At 65.1% G+C, this 22,900-nt stretch carries 20 protein-coding genes and 1 pseudogene; 15 read left to right on the forward strand and 6 right to left on the reverse strand.

The annotated features are described in order from the left end of the window. Positions 1–82 precede the first annotated feature (82 nt). The 4 genes from OKW43_RS08165 to OKW43_RS08180 all read left to right on the forward strand — a co-directional run bounded on the left by OKW43_RS08165 (position 83) and on the right by OKW43_RS08180 (position 7,450). Positions 83–3,571 (forward strand): DUF2126 domain-containing protein, encoded by a 3,489-nt coding sequence (locus tag OKW43_RS08165; RefSeq protein WP_429446458.1) that lies wholly within the window; start codon positions 83–85, stop codon positions 3,569–3,571. A 68-nt stretch (positions 3,572–3,639) separates the two neighbouring features. Continuing rightward, positions 3,640–6,243, forward strand: a complete 2,604-nt coding sequence (locus OKW43_RS08170; RefSeq protein ID WP_429446460.1) for a circularly permuted type 2 ATP-grasp protein — start codon at positions 3,640–3,642, stop codon at positions 6,241–6,243. Next, entirely contained in the window at positions 6,240–7,130 is an 891-nt protein-coding gene (locus OKW43_RS08175) for a transglutaminase family protein (protein ID WP_429446462.1), read from the forward strand. The genes OKW43_RS08170 and OKW43_RS08175 overlap by 4 nt, the downstream gene beginning before the upstream one ends. A gap of 77 nt (positions 7,131–7,207) precedes the next feature. Further along, positions 7,208–7,450 (forward strand): hypothetical protein, encoded by a 243-nt coding sequence (locus tag OKW43_RS08180; RefSeq protein WP_429446464.1) that lies wholly within the window; start codon positions 7,208–7,210, stop codon positions 7,448–7,450. Here OKW43_RS08180 and OKW43_RS08185 read toward each other — a convergent pair. Then, positions 7,437–8,369 carry a LysR family transcriptional regulator gene (locus OKW43_RS08185; RefSeq protein WP_429446466.1) on the reverse strand — a complete coding sequence of 311 codons (933 nt, stop codon included), beginning with the start codon at positions 8,367–8,369 and terminating at the stop codon, positions 7,437–7,439. The genes OKW43_RS08180 and OKW43_RS08185 overlap by 14 nt on opposite strands. Positions 8,370–8,456: 87 nt before the next feature. Here OKW43_RS08185 and OKW43_RS08190 point away from each other — a divergent pair, with 87 nt between their 5' ends. Further along, the gene (locus OKW43_RS08190; protein WP_429446468.1) at positions 8,457–8,990 is read left to right on the forward strand and encodes a hypothetical protein; all 534 of its coding nucleotides are present in this window, start codon (positions 8,457–8,459) and stop codon (positions 8,988–8,990) included. A gap of 272 nt (positions 8,991–9,262) precedes the next feature. After that, on the forward strand, positions 9,263–10,075 hold the full coding sequence (locus OKW43_RS08195) for a DUF4377 domain-containing protein (RefSeq protein WP_187637293.1): 813 nt from the start codon (positions 9,263–9,265) through the stop codon (positions 10,073–10,075). 56 nt (positions 10,076–10,131) lie between these two features. On the opposite strand, the gene OKW43_RS08200 is transcribed toward OKW43_RS08195, so the two are convergent. Further along, positions 10,132–10,422 carry a hypothetical protein gene (locus OKW43_RS08200; RefSeq protein WP_429446470.1) on the reverse strand — a complete coding sequence of 97 codons (291 nt, stop codon included), beginning with the start codon at positions 10,420–10,422 and terminating at the stop codon, positions 10,132–10,134. A gap of 110 nt (positions 10,423–10,532) precedes the next feature. Here OKW43_RS08200 and OKW43_RS08205 point away from each other — a divergent pair, with 110 nt between their 5' ends. Together OKW43_RS08205 and OKW43_RS08210 are read left to right on the forward strand one after the other, a co-directional pair. Then, on the forward strand, positions 10,533–11,498 hold the full coding sequence (locus OKW43_RS08205) for a GlxA family transcriptional regulator (RefSeq protein WP_187637295.1): 966 nt from the start codon (positions 10,533–10,535) through the stop codon (positions 11,496–11,498). A gap of 13 nt (positions 11,499–11,511) precedes the next feature. Then, a pseudogene (locus OKW43_RS08210) lies at positions 11,512–11,835 on the forward strand (tannase/feruloyl esterase family alpha/beta hydrolase); the annotation flags it as partial. A gap of 7 nt (positions 11,836–11,842) precedes the next feature. Here the strand turns inward: OKW43_RS08210 and OKW43_RS08215 are convergent. The 4 genes from OKW43_RS08215 to OKW43_RS08230 all read right to left on the reverse strand — a co-directional run bounded on the left by OKW43_RS08215 (position 11,843) and on the right by OKW43_RS08230 (position 15,964). After that, a complete protein-coding gene (locus OKW43_RS08215) occupies positions 11,843–12,163 on the reverse strand; it encodes an energy transducer TonB (protein WP_429446473.1) in 321 nt (106 codons plus the stop codon). 415 nt (positions 12,164–12,578) lie between these two features. Beyond that, positions 12,579–12,977: an ExbD/TolR family protein gene (locus OKW43_RS08220; protein WP_187637296.1), complete on the reverse strand. Its 399-nt coding sequence runs from the start codon at positions 12,975–12,977 to the stop codon at positions 12,579–12,581. After that, on the reverse strand, positions 12,977–13,597 hold the full coding sequence (locus OKW43_RS08225; protein WP_187637297.1) for a MotA/TolQ/ExbB proton channel family protein: 621 nt from the start codon (positions 13,595–13,597) through the stop codon (positions 12,977–12,979). Before OKW43_RS08225 ends, OKW43_RS08220 begins: the two co-directional genes overlap by 1 nt. A gap of 21 nt (positions 13,598–13,618) precedes the next feature. Then, a complete protein-coding gene (locus OKW43_RS08230) occupies positions 13,619–15,964 on the reverse strand; it encodes a TonB-dependent receptor (protein ID WP_429446476.1) in 2,346 nt (781 codons plus the stop codon). Between the two features lie 252 nt (positions 15,965–16,216). Between OKW43_RS08230 and OKW43_RS08235 the strand changes: the two genes are divergently transcribed. The 7 genes from OKW43_RS08235 to OKW43_RS08265 all read left to right on the forward strand — a co-directional run bounded on the left by OKW43_RS08235 (position 16,217) and on the right by OKW43_RS08265 (position 22,790). Further along, complete coding sequence (locus tag OKW43_RS08235) at positions 16,217–16,639, forward strand: MarR family winged helix-turn-helix transcriptional regulator (RefSeq protein WP_187637299.1); 423 nt, start codon at positions 16,217–16,219, stop codon at positions 16,637–16,639. An 82-nt stretch (positions 16,640–16,721) separates the two neighbouring features. Then, complete coding sequence (locus tag OKW43_RS08240; protein ID WP_187637300.1) at positions 16,722–17,144, forward strand: MarR family winged helix-turn-helix transcriptional regulator; 423 nt, start codon at positions 16,722–16,724, stop codon at positions 17,142–17,144. An 81-nt stretch (positions 17,145–17,225) separates the two neighbouring features. Then, on the forward strand, positions 17,226–18,326 hold the full coding sequence (locus OKW43_RS08245) for an HlyD family secretion protein (RefSeq protein ID WP_429446478.1): 1,101 nt from the start codon (positions 17,226–17,228) through the stop codon (positions 18,324–18,326). Positions 18,327–18,333: 7 nt separating this feature from the next. Further along, positions 18,334–19,905 (forward strand): DHA2 family efflux MFS transporter permease subunit, encoded by a 1,572-nt coding sequence (locus OKW43_RS08250; protein WP_187637302.1) that lies wholly within the window; start codon positions 18,334–18,336, stop codon positions 19,903–19,905. A 9-nt stretch (positions 19,906–19,914) separates the two neighbouring features. Next, a complete protein-coding gene (locus OKW43_RS08255) occupies positions 19,915–21,339 on the forward strand; it encodes an efflux transporter outer membrane subunit (protein ID WP_187637303.1) in 1,425 nt (474 codons plus the stop codon). Positions 21,340–21,467: 128 nt separating this feature from the next. Continuing rightward, complete coding sequence (panE, locus tag OKW43_RS08260) at positions 21,468–22,403, forward strand: 2-dehydropantoate 2-reductase (protein WP_187637304.1); 936 nt, start codon at positions 21,468–21,470, stop codon at positions 22,401–22,403. Positions 22,404–22,490: 87 nt separating this feature from the next. Beyond that, on the forward strand, positions 22,491–22,790 hold the full coding sequence (locus OKW43_RS08265; RefSeq protein WP_187637305.1) for a hypothetical protein: 300 nt from the start codon (positions 22,491–22,493) through the stop codon (positions 22,788–22,790). The last annotated feature ends 110 nt before the right edge of the window (positions 22,791–22,900 follow it).

Raw genomic sequence — 22,900 nt, forward strand, 5'->3', positions numbered from 1 at the left:
CCGGGCGGTTAACGCGAGTTTGTCCAGCAACGGCATAGAGCTTGCTTTTTTGGCGGCTGCCCTTTTCGTCGAGGAGTCCGGAGTGTCCATACGCGTCGCGTTGCATCACGTTACTCATTACCGCTATGACAGGCTCGTTACGCTGTCGCCCCAGGTCGTGCGGCTACGGCCCGCGCCGCATTGTCGGACGCCGATCCTGTCTTACTCGATGCGCGTCGAGCCCGCGAAGCACTTCATCAACTGGCAGCAGGACGCGTTCGCCAACTACCAGGCGCGGCTCGTGTTTCCCGAGCAGACGCGTGAGTTCAAGGTGAGCGTCGATCTGGTCGCCGAAATGGCCGTCTACAACCCGTTCGACTTCTTTCTGGAATCGTCGGCCGAGCAGTTTCCGTTCGACTACGCGCCGGAGCTCGCGGCCGAGCTCGCGCCCTACAGCGTGAAGCGGCCAATGACGCCGCGCTTCGCCGCATTCGTCGCGAGCATCGACCGCACGCCGGCCGCCACCGCGGACTTTCTCGTCGCGCTGAACCAGCGGCTGCAACACGAGATCCGCTACCTGATCCGGATGGAGCCGGGCGTGCAAACGCCCGAGGAGACGCTCACCAACGCATCGGGCTCGTGCCGCGATTCGGGCTGGCTGCTCGTCGAGACGTTGCGGCAGCTCGGTTTCGCGGCGCGCTTCGTGTCGGGCTATCTGCTGCAGCTCGCACCCGACGTCAGATCGATCGACGGCCCAAGCGGCACCGAAGTCGACTTCACCGACCTGCATGCGTGGTGCGAGGTCTATCTGCCCGGCGCTGGCTGGATCGGGCTCGACCCGACCTCGGGGCTGCTCGCGGGCGAAGGGCACATACCGGTCGCCTGCACACCGGAGCCGGGCAGCGCGGCGCCCATCGCGGGCGCGGTCGACGAATGCGAGGTGGAGTTCGGACACACGATGTCCATCGAACGCGTGCTGGAGTCGCCGCGCGTCACGAAGCCGTACAGCGAAGCCGCGTGGCACGGCGTGCTGCAAATGGGCGCGCGGGTCGACCACGAACTCGCCGACATGGACGTGCGACTGACGATGGGCGGAGAGCCGACCTTCGTGTCGGTGCGTGATCGCGATGCCGCCGAATGGAACACCGATGCGCTTGGACCCACCAAGCGGGGCTACGCGGTCGCGTTGATGGACCGGCTGCGCGAACGTTACGGCGCGAACGGCTTCCTGCATATCGGCCAGGGCAAGTGGTATCCGGGCGAGCAACTGCCGCGCTGGGCGATGTCGCTGTACTGGCGCGCCGACGGCGAGCCGTGCTGGCACAACCCCGCGCTGTTCGCCGACGAACGCGAGCCGGGCCGCTATACGGCCGGCGACGCGCAACGCTTCATCGCGCATCTGGCCGCGAAGCTGTCGCTCGACACGGACTGCATCCAGCCCGGCTACGAGGACACCTTGTACTACCTGTGGCGCGAGCGTCGCCTGCCGGTCAACGTCGATCCGTTCGACGCGCGCCTTGACGACGAGCTCGAACGCGTGCGGCTGCGCCGCGTATTCGACGCGGGGCTCGCAAGCCCGTCCGGCTACGTGCTGCCGATCGGCCGCGAGCGCGCCGCGCCGGGCCTCGCGCCGACGTGGATCACGGGCCGCTGGTTCTTCCGCGACGACCGCATGTACCTGATTCCCGGCGATTCGCCGATGGGCTACCGGCTGCCGCTCGATGCGCTGCCGTGGGTGTCGAAGACCGACTACCCGCATCAGCACGCGCACGACCCGTTCGCGCCGCCGCAGCCGCTGCGCACGGCCGCGCAGTTGCGCGTGCAATACGAAGAAGGCGGCCCTTACAGCCGGCAGGACACCGACGAAGCGGCGAGCGCCCGGCAGGCAGCGGCGCTGTCGCTGTCGGCGGCGGATCTGCTGAGCGGCACGCCGCACGGCGGCGTGCTCGCGTATGCGCCGCCGCGCCATGACGAATCGCTGCCGGCGCATGGCGAATCGTCGAAGGACACGCTCCGTACCGCGATCTGCATCGAGGCACGTGACCCGAAACGCGCGGCGGGCCCGAAAGCCGAAGCCGATTCGTTCGGGAGCGGCTGCACGCTGCTGCACGTGTTCATGCCGCCGCTGACCGATCTGGACGATTATCTCGACCTGCTCGCCGCGGTCGAAGCGACGGCCGACGCGCTGAAGATGCAGATCGTGCTCGAAGGCTATCCGCCGCCGCGCGACCCGCGCCTGAAAGTGCTGCAGGTCACACCGGACCCCGGCGTGATCGAAGTCAACATTCACCCGGCCGCGAACTGGGACGAGCTCGTCGATCACACCGAGTACCTGTATCAGTCGGCCGCGCACAGCTATCTGAGCAGTGAGAAGTTCATGCTCGACGGGCGCCACACCGGCACCGGCGGCGGCAATCACTTCGTGCTCGGCGGTGCGACGCCGGCCGACAGCCCGTTCCTGCGCCGGCCCGATCTGCTGGCGAGCCTGATCGCCTACTGGCACAACCATCCATCGCTGTCGTATCTGTTCTCCGGGCTGTTCATCGGGCCGACGAGCCAGGCGCCGCGTATCGACGAAGCGCGCAATGATCAGGTCTATGAACTCGAAATCGCGTTCGCCGAATTGCAACGGCAGGTCGATCTGCTCGGCGGCCGCGACAGCGACAACCTGCCGCCGTGGATGATCGACCGCGCGCTGCGCAACATTCTGATCGACGTGACCGGCAACACGCATCGCGCCGAATTCTGCATCGACAAGCTCTATTCACCCGACGGACCGACCGGCCGCCTCGGCCTGCTGGAGCTGCGCGGCTTCGAGATGCCGCCGCACGCGCGCATGAGTCTGGTGCAGCAACTGCTGCTGCGCGCACTGGTCGCGCGATTCTGGCGCACGCCATACACGCAGCGCCTGACGCGCTGGGGCACCGAGCTGCACGACCGCTTCCTGCTCGGCACCTTCGTGAAGATGGATTTCGACGACGTGCTCGCCGAGCTCGGCGAAGCGGGCTTCGCATTCGATAGCGCGTGGTTCGCGCCGCACTTCGAATTCCGCTTTCCGCTCGTCGGCGAGATGACGTTGAGCGGCATCGACCTGACGATCCGCAACGCGCTCGAACCGTGGCACGTAATGGGCGAGGAGGGCGCCTCCGGCGGCACGGTGCGCTATGTCGATTCGTCGGTCGAGCGGCTAGAGGTGCGCGCGCTGGGCTTGAACGGCAATCGTCACGTACTGAGCGTCAACGGCGTGCCGGTGCCGCTGCAGCCGACCGGCCGCGTCAGCGAGTGCGTCGCCGGCGTGCGCTTTCGCGCGTGGTCGCAGCCGTCGTCGCTTCATCCGACGATCGGCGCCCACGCGCCGCTGACGTTCGACCTCGTCGACACCTGGAGTGGCCGCTCGCTCGGCGGATGCCAGTATCATGTCGCTCATCCGGGCGGGCGCACCTATCAGACTTTCCCGGTCAACGCCTACGAGGCGGAAAGCCGGCGCCGCTCGCGTTTCTTCGCGTCCGGTCATACGCCCGGGCCGCTCGCCGTGGGCGGAGCGCAGCGCAGCCTCGAGTTTCCGTTCACACTCGATCTGCGCCACAGTTGAAAAACACGCATCACCGACACCACACGACCTTGGCCTTTCAATCGACTTTGCCCTTCGAAGCGTCCGCCATGCCGGCGGACGCTTCGTCCCTGTTGCGCTTGCTGCCGGGTCATGACGGACATTGGGACGAGCTGCGCGACGCGTCGGGCGCGTTGCGCGAGCCATGGCGGCAGTTCTTCGCGCTGCTCGACGAAGGCGGCGTGGCACGGCTCGCGGACCATCATGCGTCGATCGCGCAGCAGATCCGCGACAACGACATCAGCTACAACGTCTACGCGGACAACGGCAAGGCGCGGCCGTGGGCGCTCGACCTGCTGCCGTTCCTGATCAGCGAGGCCGAGTGGGCGCACCTCGAGCGCGGCGTCGCGCAGCGCGCGCATCTGCTCAACGCGATCGTTGCCGACATCTATGGACCGCGGACGCTGCTCGAACAGGGGCAACTGCCGCCCGCGCTGGTGTTCGGCCATCCGGGCTATCTGCGCTCGGTGAAGGGCTTCACGCCGCCCGGCGGTCAATATCTGCAGGTCGTCGCGCTCGATCTCGCGCGCACGCCGGGGGGCGAGTGGAGCGTGATCGCGCATCGCACCGAGGCGCCGTCCGGGCTCGGCTACGCGCTCGAAAACCGCCTGATCGTGTCGACGCTGCTCGCCGAGCCGTTCCGCTCGCTGCGCGTGAGCCGGCTCGCGCCGCTCTATTCGCAACTGATCGCGACGCTCGTGCAGGCCGCGCAAGCGACGCTGCGCAACGAGCCAAGCGCTGATGCATCGCCGCATATCGCGCTGCTGACGCCGGGGCCATACAGCGAAACCTATTTCGAGCACGTGTTTCTCGCGCGCTATCTCGGTGTCACGCTGGTCGAAGGCAAGGACCTGACCGTGCGTGGCGACCGGCTCTATCTGAAGACCCTGGCTGGGCTCGAACGCGTGCACGTCGTGCTGCGCCGTCTCGACGACGCGTTCTGCGACCCGGTCGAGTTGCGCGCCGATTCGACGATCGGCGTGCCGGGGCTATTGCAGGTGATGCGCGCGGGCAATGTGATCGTGTCGAACGTGCCGGGTTCGGGTTTCGCCGAATCGCCGGCGTTGCACGGTTTCATGCCGGGCATCGCCGAAGCGTTGCTGGGCGAAGCGCTGCTGCTGCCCGGCGTGCCGACCTGGTGGTGCGGCGAACAGGCCGCGCGCGAGCACGCGTTCACGCATCTCGACGACGCGTTGATCGTGCCGACATGGCCGCTCGCGGGACGCGACGCGCCGCCCGGCATCGAGCGGGGCAGGCAGCCGCTCGCGGCATGGCGCGAGCGCGTCGACGCGTTGCCCGACGCGTTCACGATCCAGCAGGAGCAGCGCTTTTCGTGCACGCCGCGTTATGAGGCGGGCACGATCGGCGGGCGGCCGTCGGTGCTGCGCGTCTATGCGATCGCCGACGTCAACGGCGGCTGGCACGTGATGCCGGGCGGTTTCACGCGCATGGCCGCCGAGCGTCAGACCACGGTATCGATGCAGCACGGCGGCAGCAGCGTCGATACCTGGGTGCTGTCGAGCCAGCCAAGCTCGACGTTCACGCTGCTGCCTTCGCCGATGCAGCCCGCCGACCTCACGCGCAAGCATCGCACGGTATCGAGCCGTGCCGCGGAGAACCTGTTCTGGGCGGGCCGCTACGGCGAGCGCGCGGAAAACAACGTGCGGCTGCTGCGGCTGATTCTCGGCTCGCTCGAAGGCAACGACGCCGACGCGATGTTCGCGACGCTGGTCGAACTCGCGACCTGGTGCGGCCTCGTGCAGCCAGGCGACCTCTCGTCGCCGCACGGGCCGGCATCGCCGCAGACGTTCGAGCGCGCGCTCATCGCGAATCTCGGCGACAGCGCGGGCAGTGTCAGCATCAGCCAGAACCTCGATTGCCAGGCCCGCGCGAACGGCGAGGTGCGGGGGCGTTTGTCGAATGATCATTGGCGCATGATCCTCGCGGCGCGCAACGACTTTCAGGACGCGTTGCAGGTCTTGCTGCCAGCCGTGGGCGCGGGCGTGGGCGAGGGCAACGGCGGCGCGGCTGCCGCTAGCGGCGGCAGTGCGTTCGATCGCTACGACCGCGTGACGCTCGCGAATGCGCTCGAGCATCTGTCGGTGCAGCTATCGGCGATCAGCGGCGCGCAGGGCGACCGCATGACACGCGATGAAGCGTGGCGGCTGCTATTTGTCGGGCGTCATATCGAACGCGTCGCGACAATGGCCGCATTCATGCGCGGCGTCGCCGCGAACGGCCAGCTCGCGACGCCCGCCGGCTTCGATCTGCTGCTGCAAATGTTCGACAGCACGCTCACGTATCGCTCGTTGTATCCGGGGCGGTTCGAGGTCCCCGCGCTGGTCGATCTGCTCGTGATCGAACCGCACAATCCACGCGGCATTTATGGCGTGTACGAGCGGCTGCGCAACAAGCTCGACGAGATCGCCATCGCGGCGGGCAGCCTGCGGCATCGGCCGTTCGCGGAGCTGCTGCCGGGCGTCGAGTTGCTGCCGTCGCTCGAAGCGCTGTGCGAGCTCGACGAACACGGATCGTATGGCAAGCTGATTGCGCTGTGCGATCAGATCGGCGGTTTCGCCAACGCGGCCGCGCATGAGATCAGCGCGCGCTATTTCAGTCACGCGACAACGGTCGCTTCGCAGGTGTGGGTATGAAGCACACACCGACGGTGTTGTCCGTTTCGCATCGCACTACCTACCATTATTCGACGTACGTCGAAACCGCGCAGCATCTGGCGACCATCCGGCCGCTCGCGTGTTCGTGGCAGCGTGTGATCTCGCGAAGCGAGCGGATCGAGCCGGAGCCGTCGTACCGGCACAGCCGCATCGACGCGTTCGGCAACGACGTGCTGTACTTCGCGCTCGATACCCCGCACGAACGTCTGCAACTCATCAGCGAAACCACGGTCGCGCTGACGCCGCGCTGGACCGACCTCGACGCCGAGGCCACCCCGGCCTGGGAGACGGTGGCCGAGGCGCTGCGGTTTCACATGGGCGGCGCGTTCCGTCCAGAGGCGGAGTACTGTTTCGCATCGCCGAATATCGCGCTGCGGCCGTCGCTGCGCGCGTATGCGTTGCCGAGCTTCACGCCCGGCCGCCCGCTCGTCGCGGGCGCGATCGATCTGATGCATCGCATTCACGAGGACTTCGTGTACAAGCCGTCGGCGACGCTGTTCGATACGCCGGCCGAACGCGCGTTTGAACTGAAGAGCGGCGTGTGTCAGGATTTCGCGCAGGTGATGATCGGCTGTTTGCGCTCGCTAGGTTTGCCCGCGCGCTACGTCAGCGGCTATCTGCGCAACGATCCGCCGCCGGGCCAGCCGCGCCTGATCGGCGCGGATGCATCGCATGCGTGGGTGTCGGTGCATTGTCCCGCCAGCGGCTGGATCGATCTCGATCCGACCAATGACATGCTTGCCGATCTCGATCATGTGACGCTCGCGATTGGGCGCGATTACAGCGATGTATCGTTGCTGCGTGGGACGATTCTTGGTGGCGGCGCGCATCGGATGGAAGTGGGGGTGACGGTGCTGGAGTTGTGATAGCCGGCGCGGTTCGTTGCCGGTATTCGACTGAGTTCGGCCATAATGGAGAAAACGCCGCCGGAGTTCACCCGTTCATGAAGTCCCTTTGCTTCGCAGCAGTTTTCGTCGTTTTCGCTGCCGGCTGCACGACGACTCCGGCGAAGAATCAGCCGGCGGTCGAGACGAACGCCTACATGCTGCACGCTCCTGACGGCGCACCACCCGCCGGCGCCGCTTCAAGACCACCGAGACTCACCGTCGGCACCAGCTATTCCGACACGCAACTGATTCTGCCGTGGTTTCTCAACGACATCATCAACTTCGTCAACTATCGCTAGGCAACGGGCGCGCCGTGCGGCTCTTCACATGATCGATGAACGCACGCAGCTTCGGCATGACCTGCCGGCGGCTCGGATAGTACAGAAACACGCCCGGCATCACCGGTGCGTACGCATCCAGAGCGCGCAGCAACTTTCCCGTTCGCAACCCCTCGGCGGCCATCGGCTCAGGTAACTGGGCAAGGCCGATGCCTTCGACCGCCGCGCCCAGCATGCCCGGAAAATCGCTGGCAATGAATGGACCGGAGACGGCGATCTCGACCGGCTGGCCGTTGTCGTTGAACGACCACAACGCGAGCGCGCCGCTGGAGCGCCGCCAGCGCAGGCAGGCATGCGCGCGCAGATCGTTCAGATTCTCGGGGCTGCCGCGCGCCGTGAAATAGCCAGGACTCCCCACCACGATCAGGCGGAATGGCGGCGTCAATGGCACCGCGATCATGTCGGCGGCAATGAACTGACCCAACCGGATGCCGGCGTCGAAGCCTTCCGCCGCGAGATCGATCAGCTCCTTGCTGGCCGCGACTTCCACCTCGACCTCGGGATTGGCCTTGCAGAACGACGCGATCAGCGGCTCCAGCAGGATCGGCACGACCGCGCGCGGCACCGAAAGTCGTAACAGGCCGGACGGTCGCTCGCCCAGTCCGCGCGCCACCTCGCTGGCGGCGACGAGTTCCTCGAAAGCCGGCTTGGCGCGAGCCAGAAAGCGCTCGCCGGCTTCGGTCAAGCCGACGCTGCGCGTGGTGCGGATGAACAGCGTTGCGCCGATGCGCGCTTCGAGCACGCGCACCGCCTGACTGACCGCCGACGGCGTCACGCCGAGTGCCGCCGCGGCCCCGCGAAAACTGCGATGCTCGGCCACGCTGAGGAAGACCTCGACGCCGTCGAGCGCGCCCTGCCTGACTGTGAAGTTCTGCTTCATAGCCTGTCAACATTGTGAGGAATAGTCGCTCGCGCGAGACGATGGTACACCTATCACCTGCGCATCCAACCTTCGACAGGAGGCACCATGTCATCGCAGATTCTCTTCCAGTTGCATCTCGTTCTGGGCTACGTTGCCTGGCTGTTGTGCTTCGGCACCTACGTCTGGCCGAAGCTCAGGTCAATGACCGCGTTCGACGCGCAACGCGCGATCGCCACCTTGCATAGCTTCCGCTTCTTCGGGCTCGCCTTCCTGCTGCCTGGCGTCGTCAGTGCGCAGTTGCCCGCGAGCTTCGCCGTGTTCGCTGCCTATGGGGATTTCGCCACCGGCGTGCTGGCGATGCTGGCGTTGCTGACGGCCCGGATACGTCCGCTTTTCTGGTCGCTCGTGGTCGCTTTCAACGTGGTCGGCACGGTCGATCTGATCCTCGACTACTACCACGCGACAGCGGCCGATCTGCCCGCGCATTCGGGCGAACTGGGCGCCCTGTACGCGATCCCGATCATCTATGTGCCGGTGCTGGCGATCACGCATGTTGCCGCTTTCTATCTGATGCTGCGTCCCCGGTTCAAACGGCTTCGCGCCGTTGCTGCCGTGAGCCATGACATTTCCAACGTGTAGCCCGCATCACGATCCGCAGTTCGGCGACCTAACGAACAACCCGATCAGGCATCGAGCGGCGACTTCGGCCATCCACCTGCGTTATGCTGTCGGTCGTCGAGTCGATGCTCGCGGCCTGAACGACGCAGGTGCGCAAACCCGGCGTAATGCGGCCGGGCGGTGCGCTTCACTGGCTTTTCCGGCTTTCGCGCATGCGACTGATTCTCGCGCCCCTTTGCCTGGCGGCGCGAGCAAACGCCCGGAACAACCACTGAACTCACCGAGGTGCCGACGTGAAATTCCGCCTCTTTTTGTTGCCGCTCGTTCTCGCCGCTTGCGCGCAGACACCCGAAGTGACAGCGCCGGCGCCGTCGGCGGCCACGACCGTCGCGAACCCGGCGTCGCAGACCGGTACCGAGCTGCTGACCCGGTACCACTGGCAACTTAGCAACGCGATCGACAGCAACGGCAACCGCATCGATGCGCTGTTCGCCCGCCCGGACAGGCCAGTGCAACTGGACTTCAGTCCGTACCGGATCACCGTCGTCAATAGCTGCAACAGCATGGGAGCAGGTTACACGGTGAGGAAAGGACATCTGCAGATCGGCCCGATGGTCAGCACGATGATGGCCTGCCACGATGCCGCGCTTGCCGCACTCGACGATGCGGTCTCGCAGCGTGTGCGTGGCAGCGTCAACGTGAACCTGCTCGCACGTGACAACGCGCCGAGCCTGCAACTTGTCACCGATAACGGCAATACGCTGAGCTTCACCGGCTTGCCCACGGCCGAAACGCGTTATGGCGGCCCCGGTCAGATAGCGTTCCTCGAAGTAGCGCCGCAGTCGGTGCCGTGCAACCATCCGTCGACGCCGGACGCGCAATGTCTGCTCGTGCGCGAGCGCTTCTTCGACGAGCAGGGCCTGGCGAGCGGCACGCCCGGTCCCTGGCAGCCGTTGAATCAGAGTATCGAAGGCTATACGCACACGCCGGGCATCCGTAACGTGGTGCGCGTGAAGCGTTTTACGATCACAAACCCGCCTGCCGGTGGGGCGTCGGTCGCTTATGTACTGGACCTCGTCGTTGAATCGGAGAAGGTGGGGCAGTGATGCTTTTCGGCGTGCCGCCGGCCACGCCGACGGCACGTCTGATCCCGCCAGCAACCTCATCCCTTCTGGATCAGCCGCGCGAGCGGCGCGAGCGGTCCCACCGGCAGGTACTCGTACTTGATCAGTCCGTCAGCCACGAGTGGCAACGCGTCGAGTATTGCCTTTGCCTCGTCCTCCGATTCGACGTTCATCAGGAAGATCGGCCCGGCCCTGTCGCGGAACCAGAACTGCTCGACCTTGCCGTCGAGATAAAGCTGGAGTGTGGCCGGCACCTCGTGCGGCATGTGCTGCTGAAGCTTGTCGGGGGTGAGGGTCGGTTGCGCGGATGCGATGGCGAAAACTTTCATGAGTGACCTCCTTGATCGACGTTCGTTGCGATTTGCAACTGGGTTCACTGTAGCCCTGCACCGGGAAAACCTGTATCGTCGCAAATGACAACTTTAGGGTCATTTACGCCATGCGCATCGCCGTGCTCGCGTTGCAGGGGCTGTTCGACACCGGCCTCACCGTCATGCTCGACGCGTTCTCGCTCGCCAACCGGTTCGCCGCCGCGAAGATGGGCGGGCGGCCGCACTTCGAACTGTCGATCGTCGGCGTGCGCAAGAAGGTCCGCTCGGCGCAGGGGCTGGCCATACCCGTGCAAGCGATCACCGCGGACCTGAAGCCGGACTGGGTGATCATTCCCGCGCTCAGTACCGGCACACCGGAGCAACTGCTGCCGGCTCTCGAACGGCCGGACGTGCGCGACGCCGCAGCGCAACTGCTGGCATGGCACGCCCAGGGCGCGCTGCTCGCCGCGTCGTGCATCGGCACGTTCCTCGTCGCGGAAACCGGACTCCTCGATCATCGCGAAGCGACGACGACCTGGTGGCTGGGTCCATTGTTCCGGCAACGCTATCCGGCGGTGTCGCTCGACGAGTCGCGCATGCTGGTGCCATCGGACGTCGGGGTGACGGCGGGCGCAGCGATGGGGCACCTCGATCTCGCGCTGTGGCTGATCCGCCGCGCGAGCCCCGAACTGGCCGCGCTCGTGTCGCGCTACTTGCTCGCCGATCTGCGCTCATCGCAGGCGCCGTACATCATCCCCAATCACCTCGCTCAGGCTGATCCACTGATTCAGCGTTTCGAGCGATGGGCGCGCGATCATCTGAAGGAAGGGTTCTCGCTGCAACATGCGGCGGCCGCGCTGGCGACGAGCGCGCGTACGCTGCAGCGCCGTTGCCAGGACGTACTCGGCAAATCGCCGTTGGCCTACTTTCAGGACCTGCGAGTCGAGCACGCGCAGTCGCTGCTGCATGGCAGCGGCCTCGGTATCGACGCGATCGCGGCCGAGGTCGGTTATGTCGACGGCGCCACGTTGCGGACGCTGTTGCGCCGACGGCTTGGCAAAGGCGTGCGCGGTCTGCGTGCGGATCTGCGTTGAAGGCGATTGCAAAGTCGTCAGCACGCGCTCGACCGAGCAGTACTATCAGCGACTGCAAGCGACAATGGGCGCGTCCGCCGTGGCGAACTTCGTGCGCTTCTACGAGATTCCCGGCTATGGCCATGCGGTCAGCACCGTGTTCAACGCCTCGTGGGATTCGCTGACGACGCTCGAAAACTGGGTCGAAAAAGGCGTGGCGCCGCCCGCGCAGATCGTCGCCGATACGGCGGGCGTGCCCGGACGCACGCGGCCGCTGTGTCAGTATCCGACGTTTCCGCGCTATAACGGCTCGGGCGACGTGAACGTCGCGGCGAATTTCACCTGCGCAAGCCAGTAAGCGCTGCTCAACTGACGTTGAAATGCACGCGGATGTCCCGCGTGCTGTCGACGGGCTGGCCATCGCGCAGCGCTGGAAAAAAGCGCCAGCGCCGCAACGTGTCGAGCAGCAGCTGATTGAGACGGGGGTTCGGCGTCGCGTGAATGAGCTCGACATTGACCGAGCCATCGGCGTGGATCGTGAAGCGCGCTGTCGCGATCGTCTGATAGGCCTGCTCGCGCAAGTCGTCGGGCAGTGTCGGTAGCGGTTGCGAAATGGAACGGGCGGCGGTGTTGGACGTTGCAGCGCCGCTCGGCGCAGCGGCGTGCTCCTCGGATGGTTGCGGCAAACCGGTGGCGGCCGGTTGTTCCGCCCGTTCATCTTGCGACGGGCGTTGAGCCGGACTCGCAACCGGTGCAGGCGGCGCTGCGGCGGCAGGCGTCGTTAGTGTTTGTGGCCTGGTCGGCGCAGGCGGCACCGCGCGATGCGCCGATGTGCGCGGTGGCGTCCGCGCGTGCGGGGGCGCCTGTTCCGGTGGAACCGCAGCCCGAGATTCCGGTGCACGAGACGCAGGCGACGCAGGTTCGTCGAGTACGACCACGCGCATATCCAGTGGGGCTGGCGTTGTGGCCGGCGGGTTCGACTTCAGCAATCCGGACGACAGCGCAATCAGCACCGACAGCCAGATTCCGAGCGCAATCAGACAAGCGATTGAGGTTCCCAACGTCCCCACACCGTGGCCCTCGACCAACTCGCGGCAATCTTTACTCACGATGCACGGCGATCAGAAAGTGTTCGGCGCCCGCGCGTCGTGCGGCGAGCATTGCCTGCACGACCGCGCCGTGACCCGCGTGATCGTCGGCTGCGATGACGACGTTGCCGTCTGCGCGCAGCAGACGCTTCACTTCGGGCTCGATCTGATCCGCGCGAACGACGTGGCGATTGACCGAAACCTCGCCGTTGTCGTTCACCGATATCGTCAGCGGCTCGCTCGTGCTGATCGGCTGCGCGCGTCCCGAAGGCAGGTTGATTCGCACCGCGTCGAGACGCTGCATCGCCAGCGAGGCGAGCATGAAGGTCGCGAGCAGAAAGAACATCACGTCGATCATCGGAATGATTTCGATGCGGCCGCGCCGCGAGGCGCGCGAGCGTTTGAGTTTCATCAGCGCTGTCCTTGCGCCTCGTGTTGCAGGCGCAGCGCGCTGAGTCGCGCGTTGGCGAACAGTTCGAGTTCATCCATCAGACGCTCGAGCCGCCGTGAAAAATAGTTGAACGCGAACAGCGCAAACACCGCGACGATCAGTCCGATCGCGGTCGCCACCAGCGACTGCGCCACGCCGCCCGTGACACCGCCCGGATCGACGAGGCCATTGCCGCCGAACAGCTGGAACGATTTCATCATTCCGACGATCGTGCCGAGCAAGCCGAGCAGCGGCGCCGCCGTGACGATCGTTTCGAGTAGCCACAGCCCGCGGCCCATGTCGCGCTCGATCTGCGACGCGATCGATTGCGCCGACGCCTCGCGCAGCCACAGCGGCGAGTCCGATTCGGGCAACCACGGCGTGGCCATGCGCCGGAACGCGTGGTGCGGGGCGAGATTGTCCAGACGGTCGTCATCGGCTGACGTAGGTTGCAAAAGGCGCGCCGGTGCGCGTGAGAAGCGGGCGAACACATACGCTCGCTCGATGATGATGGTCAACGCGAGCACGCCGAGCACGCTGAGCGGATACATGATCCATCCGCCTGTGCGCATCGCCGCGATAAAGCCTGTCCATTCCTGCATGATGATTCTCCCTGCCGTCGATCAGAAGTACTTGGTCACGCCCGCATAGACCGCGAAATGCGGACCGTACTGCGGTGCGCCGACGCCGATGCCCGAGCCGTCGCGCAACTGGTACACGCGGTTGAATGCGTTGATCACCACCAGACGCGCGTCCCACTTGCCGATCATCGGCTCGTTGAAGTGCTGGATCGCGCCGAGGTTGAACTGCGCATAGACGGGCAGGCGATCGGTGTTCGCAAAGCCGCTGCGCAGGCCGGAGCCGACGATTCCGTCGAACGTGAAGGTGGTTTGGTGGAAGTCGTATGCCGCGCCGAACGATGCGGTCACGCGCTGGTCGTGATCGAGGGACACCCAGTTGTTCGAGATGAACGCCAGTTCGTCCGCACCGAAATTGAACTGCGCGGAGTTGATGTTCTTGCCTTGCGCGCGGCTATACGCGAGGTTCAGATACCCGGAGAGATTGTCCTGTTTGTAGTTGGCGGTGAATTCGACGCCATACGTTCTGCCGTACTGGTAGTTGAACGGCACGTAGATCAGAGCGGAACCGAACTGTCCTTCGTCGAGCAGGTCGGTCGATTTCTTGTAGTACGCGTCGAGTCCGAGCGTGACGGCAGGGCCGAGTTTCTGCGTGATGCCGAGATCGAAATAGTGGCTGCGTTCCGGCTTCACGGGATCGTTCTGCGTTACCGAACTCTGATTCGTCGTGCCGTCGAACTTCGATATCGTCGAGCCGGACACGAGTTCGAACGGCGGCGGCGTGAAGTAGCGCGCGTAGCCGGCATGCAGCGTTGTCGACGGCGTGAGCGTGTAGACGAGACCGATGCGCGGGCTCAACTGGCTCGCGCTCGTGTACTCGTCCATGCGGTCGTAGCGCAAGCCATAGTTCAGCGTGAGCCGGTCGGTCAGCTTCCATTCGTCCTGGGCGTACAGGCTGTACAGATAGCCGGTCTTGCTGCTGCTGTCCTGGATGTTGAAGGGCACGTCGGAGAGCTGGTTGCCGTCCGCGTCGGCGGGGAACACAGACACGTTATTGTCGAATATCGCGTGTTCCTGCTGGAAGAAGACGCCCGCGCGAACCGTGTGACTGTCGTTGATGCGCCAGGTCGTATCGACCTGCACGCCGTTGGCCGTGTTGCTATGGAAGTCCTCCGATGCTACGCCGTTGAACATCAGGTCGCCGATCGGATCGGGGTTGAACTTCGTGCGCGTATAGCGCGTAAAGAAGGCGACCTGGTAATCGAGCGCGCCGCCGTTGGTCCCTTGAAGCGCGAGCGCCGCGAAATTGTTCAGCTCCGATTGCGTTTCGTTCAGTTGCGACGAATCGAATGTGCTGCGGCCGTTGAGCGCGAAGTTCGGCGTGAGCCCCGGCGTGTTCGGAATCTCGAACTGGTTGCTGGTCGCGCCGAACAACAGACTCACGCGCGTGAGCGGATTGATCAGATACGACAGATAGCCGAACGCATTGCCCTCGCGCGTGTGATCGTGAATCGCATTGGCGCTCGCCGTCGGATTCTCGATGCCGAGATTGTTCATGCCGAGCGAGCCGCTCAGGTAGTAGCTGAACGGTCCCTCGCTGCCGAACACGTCGGCACTTGTTTTGACGGTTTGATGGCTGCCGCCGAATACGTCGATCGAGCCGCCGCTGCCCATGTCGCCCGATTTGGTGCGGATGTCGACGATACCGGCCGTGCGGTAGCCGTACTGCGCGGGCAGGGCGCCCGTGAGCAGGTTCAATTGATCGATGATGCGCGTGTCAAACGACTGGCCGAAGCCGCTGATCGGCTCCGGAATGATGATGCCGTTGATCCGGTATTGCAGATTGGCGTGCTCACCGCGCACGTGCAGCTGGCCGTACGAGTCGTTGGCGACGCCGGGCGCTTGCAGCAGCACCTGATTGAGCGGCGTGTTCGCGCCTGCCGGCATCGTGTCGATATCCGCCTGCGTGAAGCGATAGACGCTGCTGCCCGTTTCGGGCAGCAAGCCGTTGCGGGCAGCGTTCAGGCGTTGCGCGTTGACCTGCACGTCGAGCGTGTCGCTCTTTTGCAGTTGCACGCTAACGTTCGCCGGGGCGCCGGACTGGGCGGTCGCGATACTGCTGCCGCTTGCAAAACCAGCCGCGGTGACGACGACCGCATACGTGCCGGGCGCCACGCCGTCGATCGAGAAGTGGCCCGACGTGTCCGTGTTCGACGCGCCGATGGAGGCGCCGCTCGCGTCCTGTACCTCCACTTTCGCGTGAGCGACGGGTTGGCCCGCGGGATCGGAGACCGTGCCCGTCAATATGGCGTTGCTTGGCGCGCCCCATGCGTTCGAGATGGCGGTACAGAACACGATCGCCGCCTGGGCGGTCAGTGTGCGGTTTTTCATTATTGTTGCTCGCTCTATGGACGATGCGTTGATGAACAAAAGCGTTCGGCAAAAGCTCGCCCACCTCGCCCCTGGCCGGCAGGGGAAGGACAGGCGAACTGAAAGTTGACGGTTCGGGCTGCGATCACGCCGGAACCGGGGCGTCGGCTTGAGCCAAATGTTATAACATAACATTTTCTGCTGGCAAGTCACAAACGCCGCCCAACCGCAAAAAACTTGACAGCGTGCATATGCACACATAGAGTTGGTTTTATGAACCGCCCTATCTCTTACGACGAATGCAACTGTTTCGCGCTGCGCCAGGCGGCGCGGTACGTCACGCAGATCTACGAGCGCCATCTCGGCAGCGTCGGGTTGACGGCTGCGCAGTTCACGATCCTCGCGAAGCTGGCGCGCACGCCTAACCTGCCGATGGCGGAGCTCGCGGACGCCATGGTCATGGAGCGCACCACGCTGGTCCGCGCGATGAAGCCGTTGCAGCGCGACGGCCTCGTGCTGGCTGAAGCGGCGGACCACGACAACCGCACGCTGCTGTTCAGTCTGACGGAACAGGGCGAAACCATGTTCGATCAGGCCTCCGTCGCGTGGCGCGCCGCGCAGGAAGAATTCGAAAAGAAGTTCGGTCGCGGACGCGCGAAGACGCTGCGCGCAGAGCTTTTCAGCATCACGGACTAGATCGGCAGAGGAACCCGCTTCGGCGGGTTCTATAACGTCATTTTGTGTGCATATGCACTGACAAGCAAAGGAAGTGCAGCGAATGGAAGCGCTTTTCGACGACGACTGTTTTGCGATCCGCCAGGCCGCACGCCACGTATCGCAGATCTACGACCGGCATCTGTCGAATGTCGGGCTGACCATCACGCAGTTTTCGCTGCTGGGGCGTCTGAATCGCACCGGTCCGATGACGATGAAGCAGATCGCCGAAGCCATGCGCATGCAGCGCACCACGCTGGTCCGTACGATCCAGCCGCTGCGGCGCGACGGCCTCGTGTCGAGCGAGGCGATGGGCGCAGATGCGCGCGCGCTGCTGATTTTGCTGACCGCCGCGGGCGAACAACGGCTAGACGCGGGCCGCGCGCACTGGTACGCCGCGCAGGCCGAATTCGAACACCGCTTCGGCGAGGCGCGCGCGGCCGCGCTACGCACCGAGCTATTTGCGATCACCAGAGATTCCCTTTGACGTCATCGCCGAAGGTAGCGGAGGCCGGCGCACTGCGCCGTTTTTTTCAACGTGAAGAGTGCATACGCACATATCGATATCATGTCCACAACTCCCTCGACCGTCGCGCCCCCGAGCGCCACACAACCCGCCAGAGCGGCGCGGCGTATCCCGTGGATGCTGCTCGCGATCCTGTCCGTTGTCGTCGTGCTGGCGCTCGCCACGTCGTACTGGTTCTTCGTCGGCCGGCTGGTCGAGACGACCGATGATGCCTACGTCGGCGGCGACGTTACGGTGATGGCGCCGAAGGTCAACGGCTTCGTCACCGACGTGCTGGTGCACGACAACGAGTTCGTGCATGCCAACCAGGTACTCGTGCGTCTGGACGCTCGTGATTACGACGCGCGCCTCGCGCAGGCCAACGCGGAAGTGGAGAGCGCGCGGGCGGCGGTCACCGAGCTCGAAGCGAAGAAATCGCTGCAACTCGCGACGATCAACGAGCAGGCCGCCGAGGTCCGCGCGTCGGGCGCCGAGCTGACGCGCAGCGCGGCCGACCAGACGCGCTACCGCGAGCTCGTGAAAGACGACGCGGTATCGAACCAGGTCGTCGAGAAAGCCGACGCCGATCTGACCAAAGCGCGCGCCGCGGTCGATCGCAGCAGCGCGGCGCTGCTCGCGGCGCAACGGCAGATCGCGGTACTCGACGCGCAGATCGGCGACGCGAAGGCGCGCATCGCGACCGCGCAAGCCGCGCAGCGCGTGGCCGCGCTGAACGTCGAGTACACGACGATTCGCTCGCCGATCGACGGCTATGTCGGCAATCGCACCGCGCGCGTCGGGCTGCTCGCGAACACCGGCGTGTCGCTGCTGACCGTGGTGCCCGCGAGCGGTCTGTGGATCGATGCGAACTTCAAGGAAGACCAGCTGCGCAAGATGCGCGCGGGCGACAGCGTGGAGGTCCAGCTCGACGCGTCGAGCACTTCGCTGCGCGGCGTGGTCGAAAGCCTTGCGCCGGCGACCGGTGCGACCTTCAGCGTATTGCCCGCGGAAAACGCGACCGGCAACTTCACGAAGATCGTGCAGCGCGTCCCGGTGCGCGTGCGCCTCGACGTGCCCAAGGACATGCAACGCGTGTTGCGTCCCGGCCTGTCCGCGACAGTGAAAGTGCACGTCGATGCGGGCCATCCGGCCGCGCAGGGATGAACCGATCATGACTGACGCTCTCGACAACCCCGCCGACCAGCCGACCCGCACCAAGGTTTTCGCATTTGCGCTGATGTGCTTGGGCTTTTTCATGGCGACGCTCGATATCCAGATCGTCGCGTCGTCGCTGCGCGATATCGGTGGCGGGCTGTCCGCGAGCCAGGATGAACTCTCGTGGGTGCAGACCTCATATCTGATCGCGGAGATCATCGTGATTCCGATGTCGGGGTGGCTCACGCGCGTGTTCTCGACACGGTGGCTCTTCACGTTCTCGGCGTTCGGATTCACCGTGACCAGCATGCTGTGCGGGCTCGCCTGGGACATCAACTCGATGATCCTGTTTCGCGGTCTGCAAGGCGCGCTCGGCGCCGCGATGATTCCGACCGTGTTCACGACCGCGTTCGTGCTGTTTCCCGGCAAGCAGCGCCTGATCGCATCGACGACGATCGGCGCGCTGGCGTCGCTTGCGCCGACGATCGGACCGGTGATCGGCGGCTGGATTACGTCGCAATGGTCATGGCACTGGCTGTTCTACCTGAACCTGGTGCCGGGCGTCGCCGTCACGCTGTTGGTGCCGAAATACGTGCATATCGACACGGTCGATCTGTCGCTGCTGAAAAAGGGCGACTACTTCGGCATCGTGCTGATGTCGGGTTTTCTCGGCTGCCTCGAATACGTGCTGGAAGAAGGGCCGCGCAAGAACTGGTTCGGCGACGACGTGATCGTGCTGTGCGCGTGGGTTGCGGCGATCTGCGGGTTTCTGTTCCTCGTGCATGCGTTCACCGCGAAGGAACCGATCGTCGACCTGCGCGCGCTGGCGTTGCGCAACTTCGGTATCGGCAGTCTGTTGTCGTTCATCACCGGAATCGGGATCTTCTGCACCGTGTTTCTGACACCGGTGTTTCTCGCCCGCGTGCGCGGCTTCGATTCGCTGCAGATCGGTCTGGCGTTGCTGTCCGTCGGCTGTTTCCAGTTGCTCGCGCTCGCCGCGTACTCGGCGCTCGCGCGCTTCGTCGACATGCGCATGCTGATGGTGTTCGGACTCGTGCTGTTTGGCGTCGGCTGCTATCTGTACGTGCCGTTGACGAACCAGTGGGGCTGGCAGCAGTTGCTGATTCCGCAAGCGCTGCGCGGCATTGGACAGCAGTTCTGTATTCCGCCGATCGTCACGATGGCGCTCGGCGCGTTGCCGCCGTCGCGGCTGCGCTCCGCGAGCGGCTTGTTCAATCTGATGCGCAATCTCGGCGGTGCGATCGGCATCGCGGTCAGCAGCACGATGTTGAACGACCGCCTGAACCTGCATTACGAACGGCTCGACGAACATCTGAACGCGGGCCGTCCGGTCGTCGAATCGATCCTGCGGAAACAGGCCGATTATCTGTCGGCAATCGGCGGGGATGTATTGAACGCTGCGAATGCGGGGCTGGCCGAATTGCACGCGGCATTGATGCGCGAAGCGCTGGTGCTCGCGTTCTCCGACGCCTTTCTGGCGGTTTCGCTGTGCTTCGTGGTCGGTCTGCTGAGCGTGCTGTTCTCGCGCCCGTTCGGCAACACCGCACCGCCACCCGATGCCCACTAGGACTCCAACATGAATCGGATCGTGATGAACTTGATGGCGAGCGCGGCATTCCTGACGCTCGCGGCCTGCGCGGTGCAACCGGCCACGCACGCGGATTTGCCGCATACGGTGCAGACGCTCGCGCCGGCCGCGTGGAGCGTCGCCGCGCCGCAGGACAGCGTGAACACCGACGCATGGTGGGCGCAATTCGGCGACCCGGTCATGCATCGACTGATCGAATCGGTGTTGATCGGCAACCTCGACGTGCAGGCCGCGGCCGAGCGCGTGAAGCAGGCGCAGGACCTGGTGACGCAAGATCGCGCGGCGCTCGTGCCGGAGCTCAATGCGAACGCGGGCGCGTCCATCGAGCGGCGCAACACGCCGCCGCCGCTCGGCTATGTGCGGCAGGCCGGTTTCGGCCTGGCCGCGAGCTGGACGCCGGACGTGTTCGGCGGCGAACGTCTCGCGGTGCTCGTGTCGCAGGCGCAGGTGTCGGGTAGCGTCGCGGCGCTGAACCAGTTGCGGCTCGCGCTCGCCGCGAACACGGCGGCCGCGTATATCGATCTGCGCTGGGCGCAGGCACAGTTGCAGATCCTCGACGACAACGAGCAGATTCGCAGCCGCGCGCTGAAGCTCACGCAGGAGCGTCTGCATTACGGACTGTCGACGCAGCTCGACGTCGCCCGCGCGCAGAACCAGTTGCAGGACTTGCAGGCACAGATTCCGCGCATGCAATCGACGGTGCAGCATCAACTGAGTCTGATCGCCGTGTATTCGGGGCGTACGCCGGAAAGCCTCGATACGCTGCTGCTTGCCGACGCGCGCGAGATTCCGGTGCCGGCGCAAAGCGCGCCGCAGGTGTTGCCGTCCGATGCGTTGCTGCATCGGCCCGACGTGCGCACCGCTTATGCGCTCGTCGAACAGCGCGCGGCGGAAGTGGGGGTCTCGAAAGCGCAGCGCTATCCACAGTTCAAGATCAATCTGACGAATGGGCTGCTTGCGTCGTCGTACCTCGGCTTGCCGACGCTGACCGATAACCTGTTCAGCGCCGCGTTGAACGCGACGAGCCCGATCTTCAACGCCGGGCGCATCACCGCGAACATCGACGCGAGCGAGAGCCGCATGCGCGAATCGCAGCTCGCTTTGCAGCAGGCGATGTTGCAAGCGCTGAAGGAGGTGGAGGACAACCGCAGCGATCTGGTCAGCGGCGCGGTGCAGGTGCAGCGTTTGGGTGGTGCGCTCGATGCGTCGAATCATGCGCTGCGTCTGTCGACCGAGTTATACAAAGGCGGTGCGTCGAGCTTCCTCGATGTGCTCGCCGCGCAGGAAGCGTATCTGCGCGACTCGGAGTCGCTGAATCAGGCCCGGCGCGAACACGCGCTTTCGGCGATCGCGCTGTACCGTTCGCTGGGTGGTGGGTGGGAGCAGGGGGACACGGTGGCGGCCGGGCAGTGAAGCCTCCCCGGAACCGATCCTCGATCTTTGCTACATTCGTGCACAAGAACCCCACACGCGGCACCATCGGGATGCGTGCACCAGCGACACGCATGATCGGCAAATCGAAACCTTTCAAGAGGCTCAAGATGCGAATTCTGGTAGTAGGAGCGGGCGCGGTAGGCGGCTATTTCGGCGGACGTCTGGCGGCGGCGGGGCAGGACGTGACCTTCCTCGTACGCGCCGGCCGCGCGGAAAAGCTACGGCAGGACGGCCTCGTCATCGACAGCCCGCGCGGCGATCTCAGGTTGCGCGACGTGAAGACGATACTCGCCGGTGTCGCCGCCGAGCCGTTCGACGTCGTGCTTCTCAGCTGCAAAGCCTACAGTCTCGACGACGCGATCGATTCGTTCACGCCATTCGTCGGCGAGCAGACGCTGATCCTGCCGATGCTCAACGGCATGCGCCATATCGAGGTGCTGAGCGCACGTTTTGGCAAAGAGCGCGTGCTCGGCGGCCAGTGCGTGATCGCCGCGACGCTCAATGCCGAGCAGCACGTCGTGCATCTGAACGACATGCATGCGATCACGTTCGGCGAACTGGTGGGCGGCACGTCAGAGCGCACCCAGGCGATTGCCGATGCGATGTCCGGCGCTAGCTTCGATGTCGCGGTCAGCGACAACATCCTGCTGCGCATGTGGGAAAAGTGGGTGTTCCTCGCCACATTGGCCGCGAGTACGTGCTTGATGCGCGGTTCGGTCGGCGATATTCTGACTGCGCCCGACGGCAAGCGCGCAATCGAAAATCTGCTCGGCGAATGCCGCGCGGTGGCCGAGCACAACGGCTTCACGATGGCCGCGGACTTCGACGCGCGCGCCACCCAGGTGCTGCTGACGCCGTCGCCGCTGACCGCGTCGATGCTGCGCGACGTCGAAAACCGCTCGCACACCGAGGCGGATCATATTCTCGGCGACCTGATCTCGCGCGGTGGCGACGCGCAGAAGAGCGAGCATGACCTGTCGCTGCTGCGCATCGCCTATAGTCATCTGAAGACGTACGAAGCGCGCCAGACCCGCACTTCGTGACGGCTCGCCGGCGCCGGCGCGAACGCGGGGCGGTGGATGGAACGCCGCGCGCGAGCGTCGCCGCAACCAGACGATCGGAGGTCAAGCATGCCGATACCCACTGGATCGGTGCCCGCGCTCAGCGCCGCTTCCGCGACCGTGTTCTCGATCGGCATCGTGTTTCTCGGCTACTGGGGCATGTACGAGCCGACCGCGTGGCACAAAGCCGACGTCGTGGTCTTTGTGTTCGCGCTGGCCGGCTTCGCGTGCCTCGGCCTCGTGCCGTGGATGGCGACGAGTCCCGTCGAGCCGGAGAACAGCGACTCACGCGTGCGCATCGCGCGGCATCTGTTTCTCGCGGGCGTGAGCGCGATCTGGCTCGCGGTGGCGGTTTCCGTCGTCTTCTGACGCCCGCCGAAGCCGCGCGCCGGCGACTCCGGCATCTTCCTGAACGACACCGCAATCCGGTTCCAGCCGCTGATCGCAACGTTTCGTGGTGATTCGAGGTAACCACCTGA

The sequence above is a fragment of the Paraburkholderia sp. WC7.3g genome (assembly GCF_050436345.1).
Lineage (GTDB): Bacteria > Pseudomonadota > Gammaproteobacteria > Burkholderiales > Burkholderiaceae > Paraburkholderia > Paraburkholderia podalyriae.

Bases quoted from the DNA above. Each gene is read 5' to 3' on its own strand.
- OKW43_RS08235 (WP_187637299.1), top strand. From the start codon at position 16,217: ATGAACCGCCCTATCTCTTACGACGAATGCAACTGTTTCGCGCTGCGC.
- OKW43_RS08245 (WP_429446478.1), top strand. From the start codon at position 17,226: ATGTCCACAACTCCCTCGACCGTCGCGCCCCCGAGCGCCACACAACCC.
- OKW43_RS08200 (WP_429446470.1), bottom strand. From the start codon at position 10,422: ATGAAAGTTTTCGCCATCGCATCCGCGCAACCGACCCTCACCCCCGAC.
- OKW43_RS08180 (WP_429446464.1), top strand. From the start codon at position 7,208: ATGAAGTCCCTTTGCTTCGCAGCAGTTTTCGTCGTTTTCGCTGCCGGC.
- OKW43_RS08190 (WP_429446468.1), top strand. From the start codon at position 8,457: ATGTCATCGCAGATTCTCTTCCAGTTGCATCTCGTTCTGGGCTACGTT.
- OKW43_RS08250 (WP_187637302.1), top strand. From the start codon at position 18,334: ATGACTGACGCTCTCGACAACCCCGCCGACCAGCCGACCCGCACCAAG.
- OKW43_RS08225 (WP_187637297.1), bottom strand. From the start codon at position 13,597: ATGCAGGAATGGACAGGCTTTATCGCGGCGATGCGCACAGGCGGATGG.
- OKW43_RS08220 (WP_187637296.1), bottom strand. From the start codon at position 12,977: ATGAAACTCAAACGCTCGCGCGCCTCGCGGCGCGGCCGCATCGAAATC.
- OKW43_RS08265 (WP_187637305.1), top strand. From the start codon at position 22,491: ATGCCGATACCCACTGGATCGGTGCCCGCGCTCAGCGCCGCTTCCGCG.
- OKW43_RS08170 (WP_429446460.1), top strand. From the start codon at position 3,640: ATGCCGGCGGACGCTTCGTCCCTGTTGCGCTTGCTGCCGGGTCATGAC.
- OKW43_RS08185 (WP_429446466.1), bottom strand. From the start codon at position 8,369: ATGAAGCAGAACTTCACAGTCAGGCAGGGCGCGCTCGACGGCGTCGAG.
- OKW43_RS08175 (WP_429446462.1), top strand. From the start codon at position 6,240: ATGAAGCACACACCGACGGTGTTGTCCGTTTCGCATCGCACTACCTAC.
- panE (WP_187637304.1), top strand. From the start codon at position 21,468: ATGCGAATTCTGGTAGTAGGAGCGGGCGCGGTAGGCGGCTATTTCGGC.
- OKW43_RS08230 (WP_429446476.1), bottom strand. From the start codon at position 15,964: ATGAAAAACCGCACACTGACCGCCCAGGCGGCGATCGTGTTCTGTACC.
- OKW43_RS08205 (WP_187637295.1), top strand. From the start codon at position 10,533: ATGCGCATCGCCGTGCTCGCGTTGCAGGGGCTGTTCGACACCGGCCTC.
- OKW43_RS08240 (WP_187637300.1), top strand. From the start codon at position 16,722: ATGGAAGCGCTTTTCGACGACGACTGTTTTGCGATCCGCCAGGCCGCA.
- OKW43_RS08255 (WP_187637303.1), top strand. From the start codon at position 19,915: ATGAATCGGATCGTGATGAACTTGATGGCGAGCGCGGCATTCCTGACG.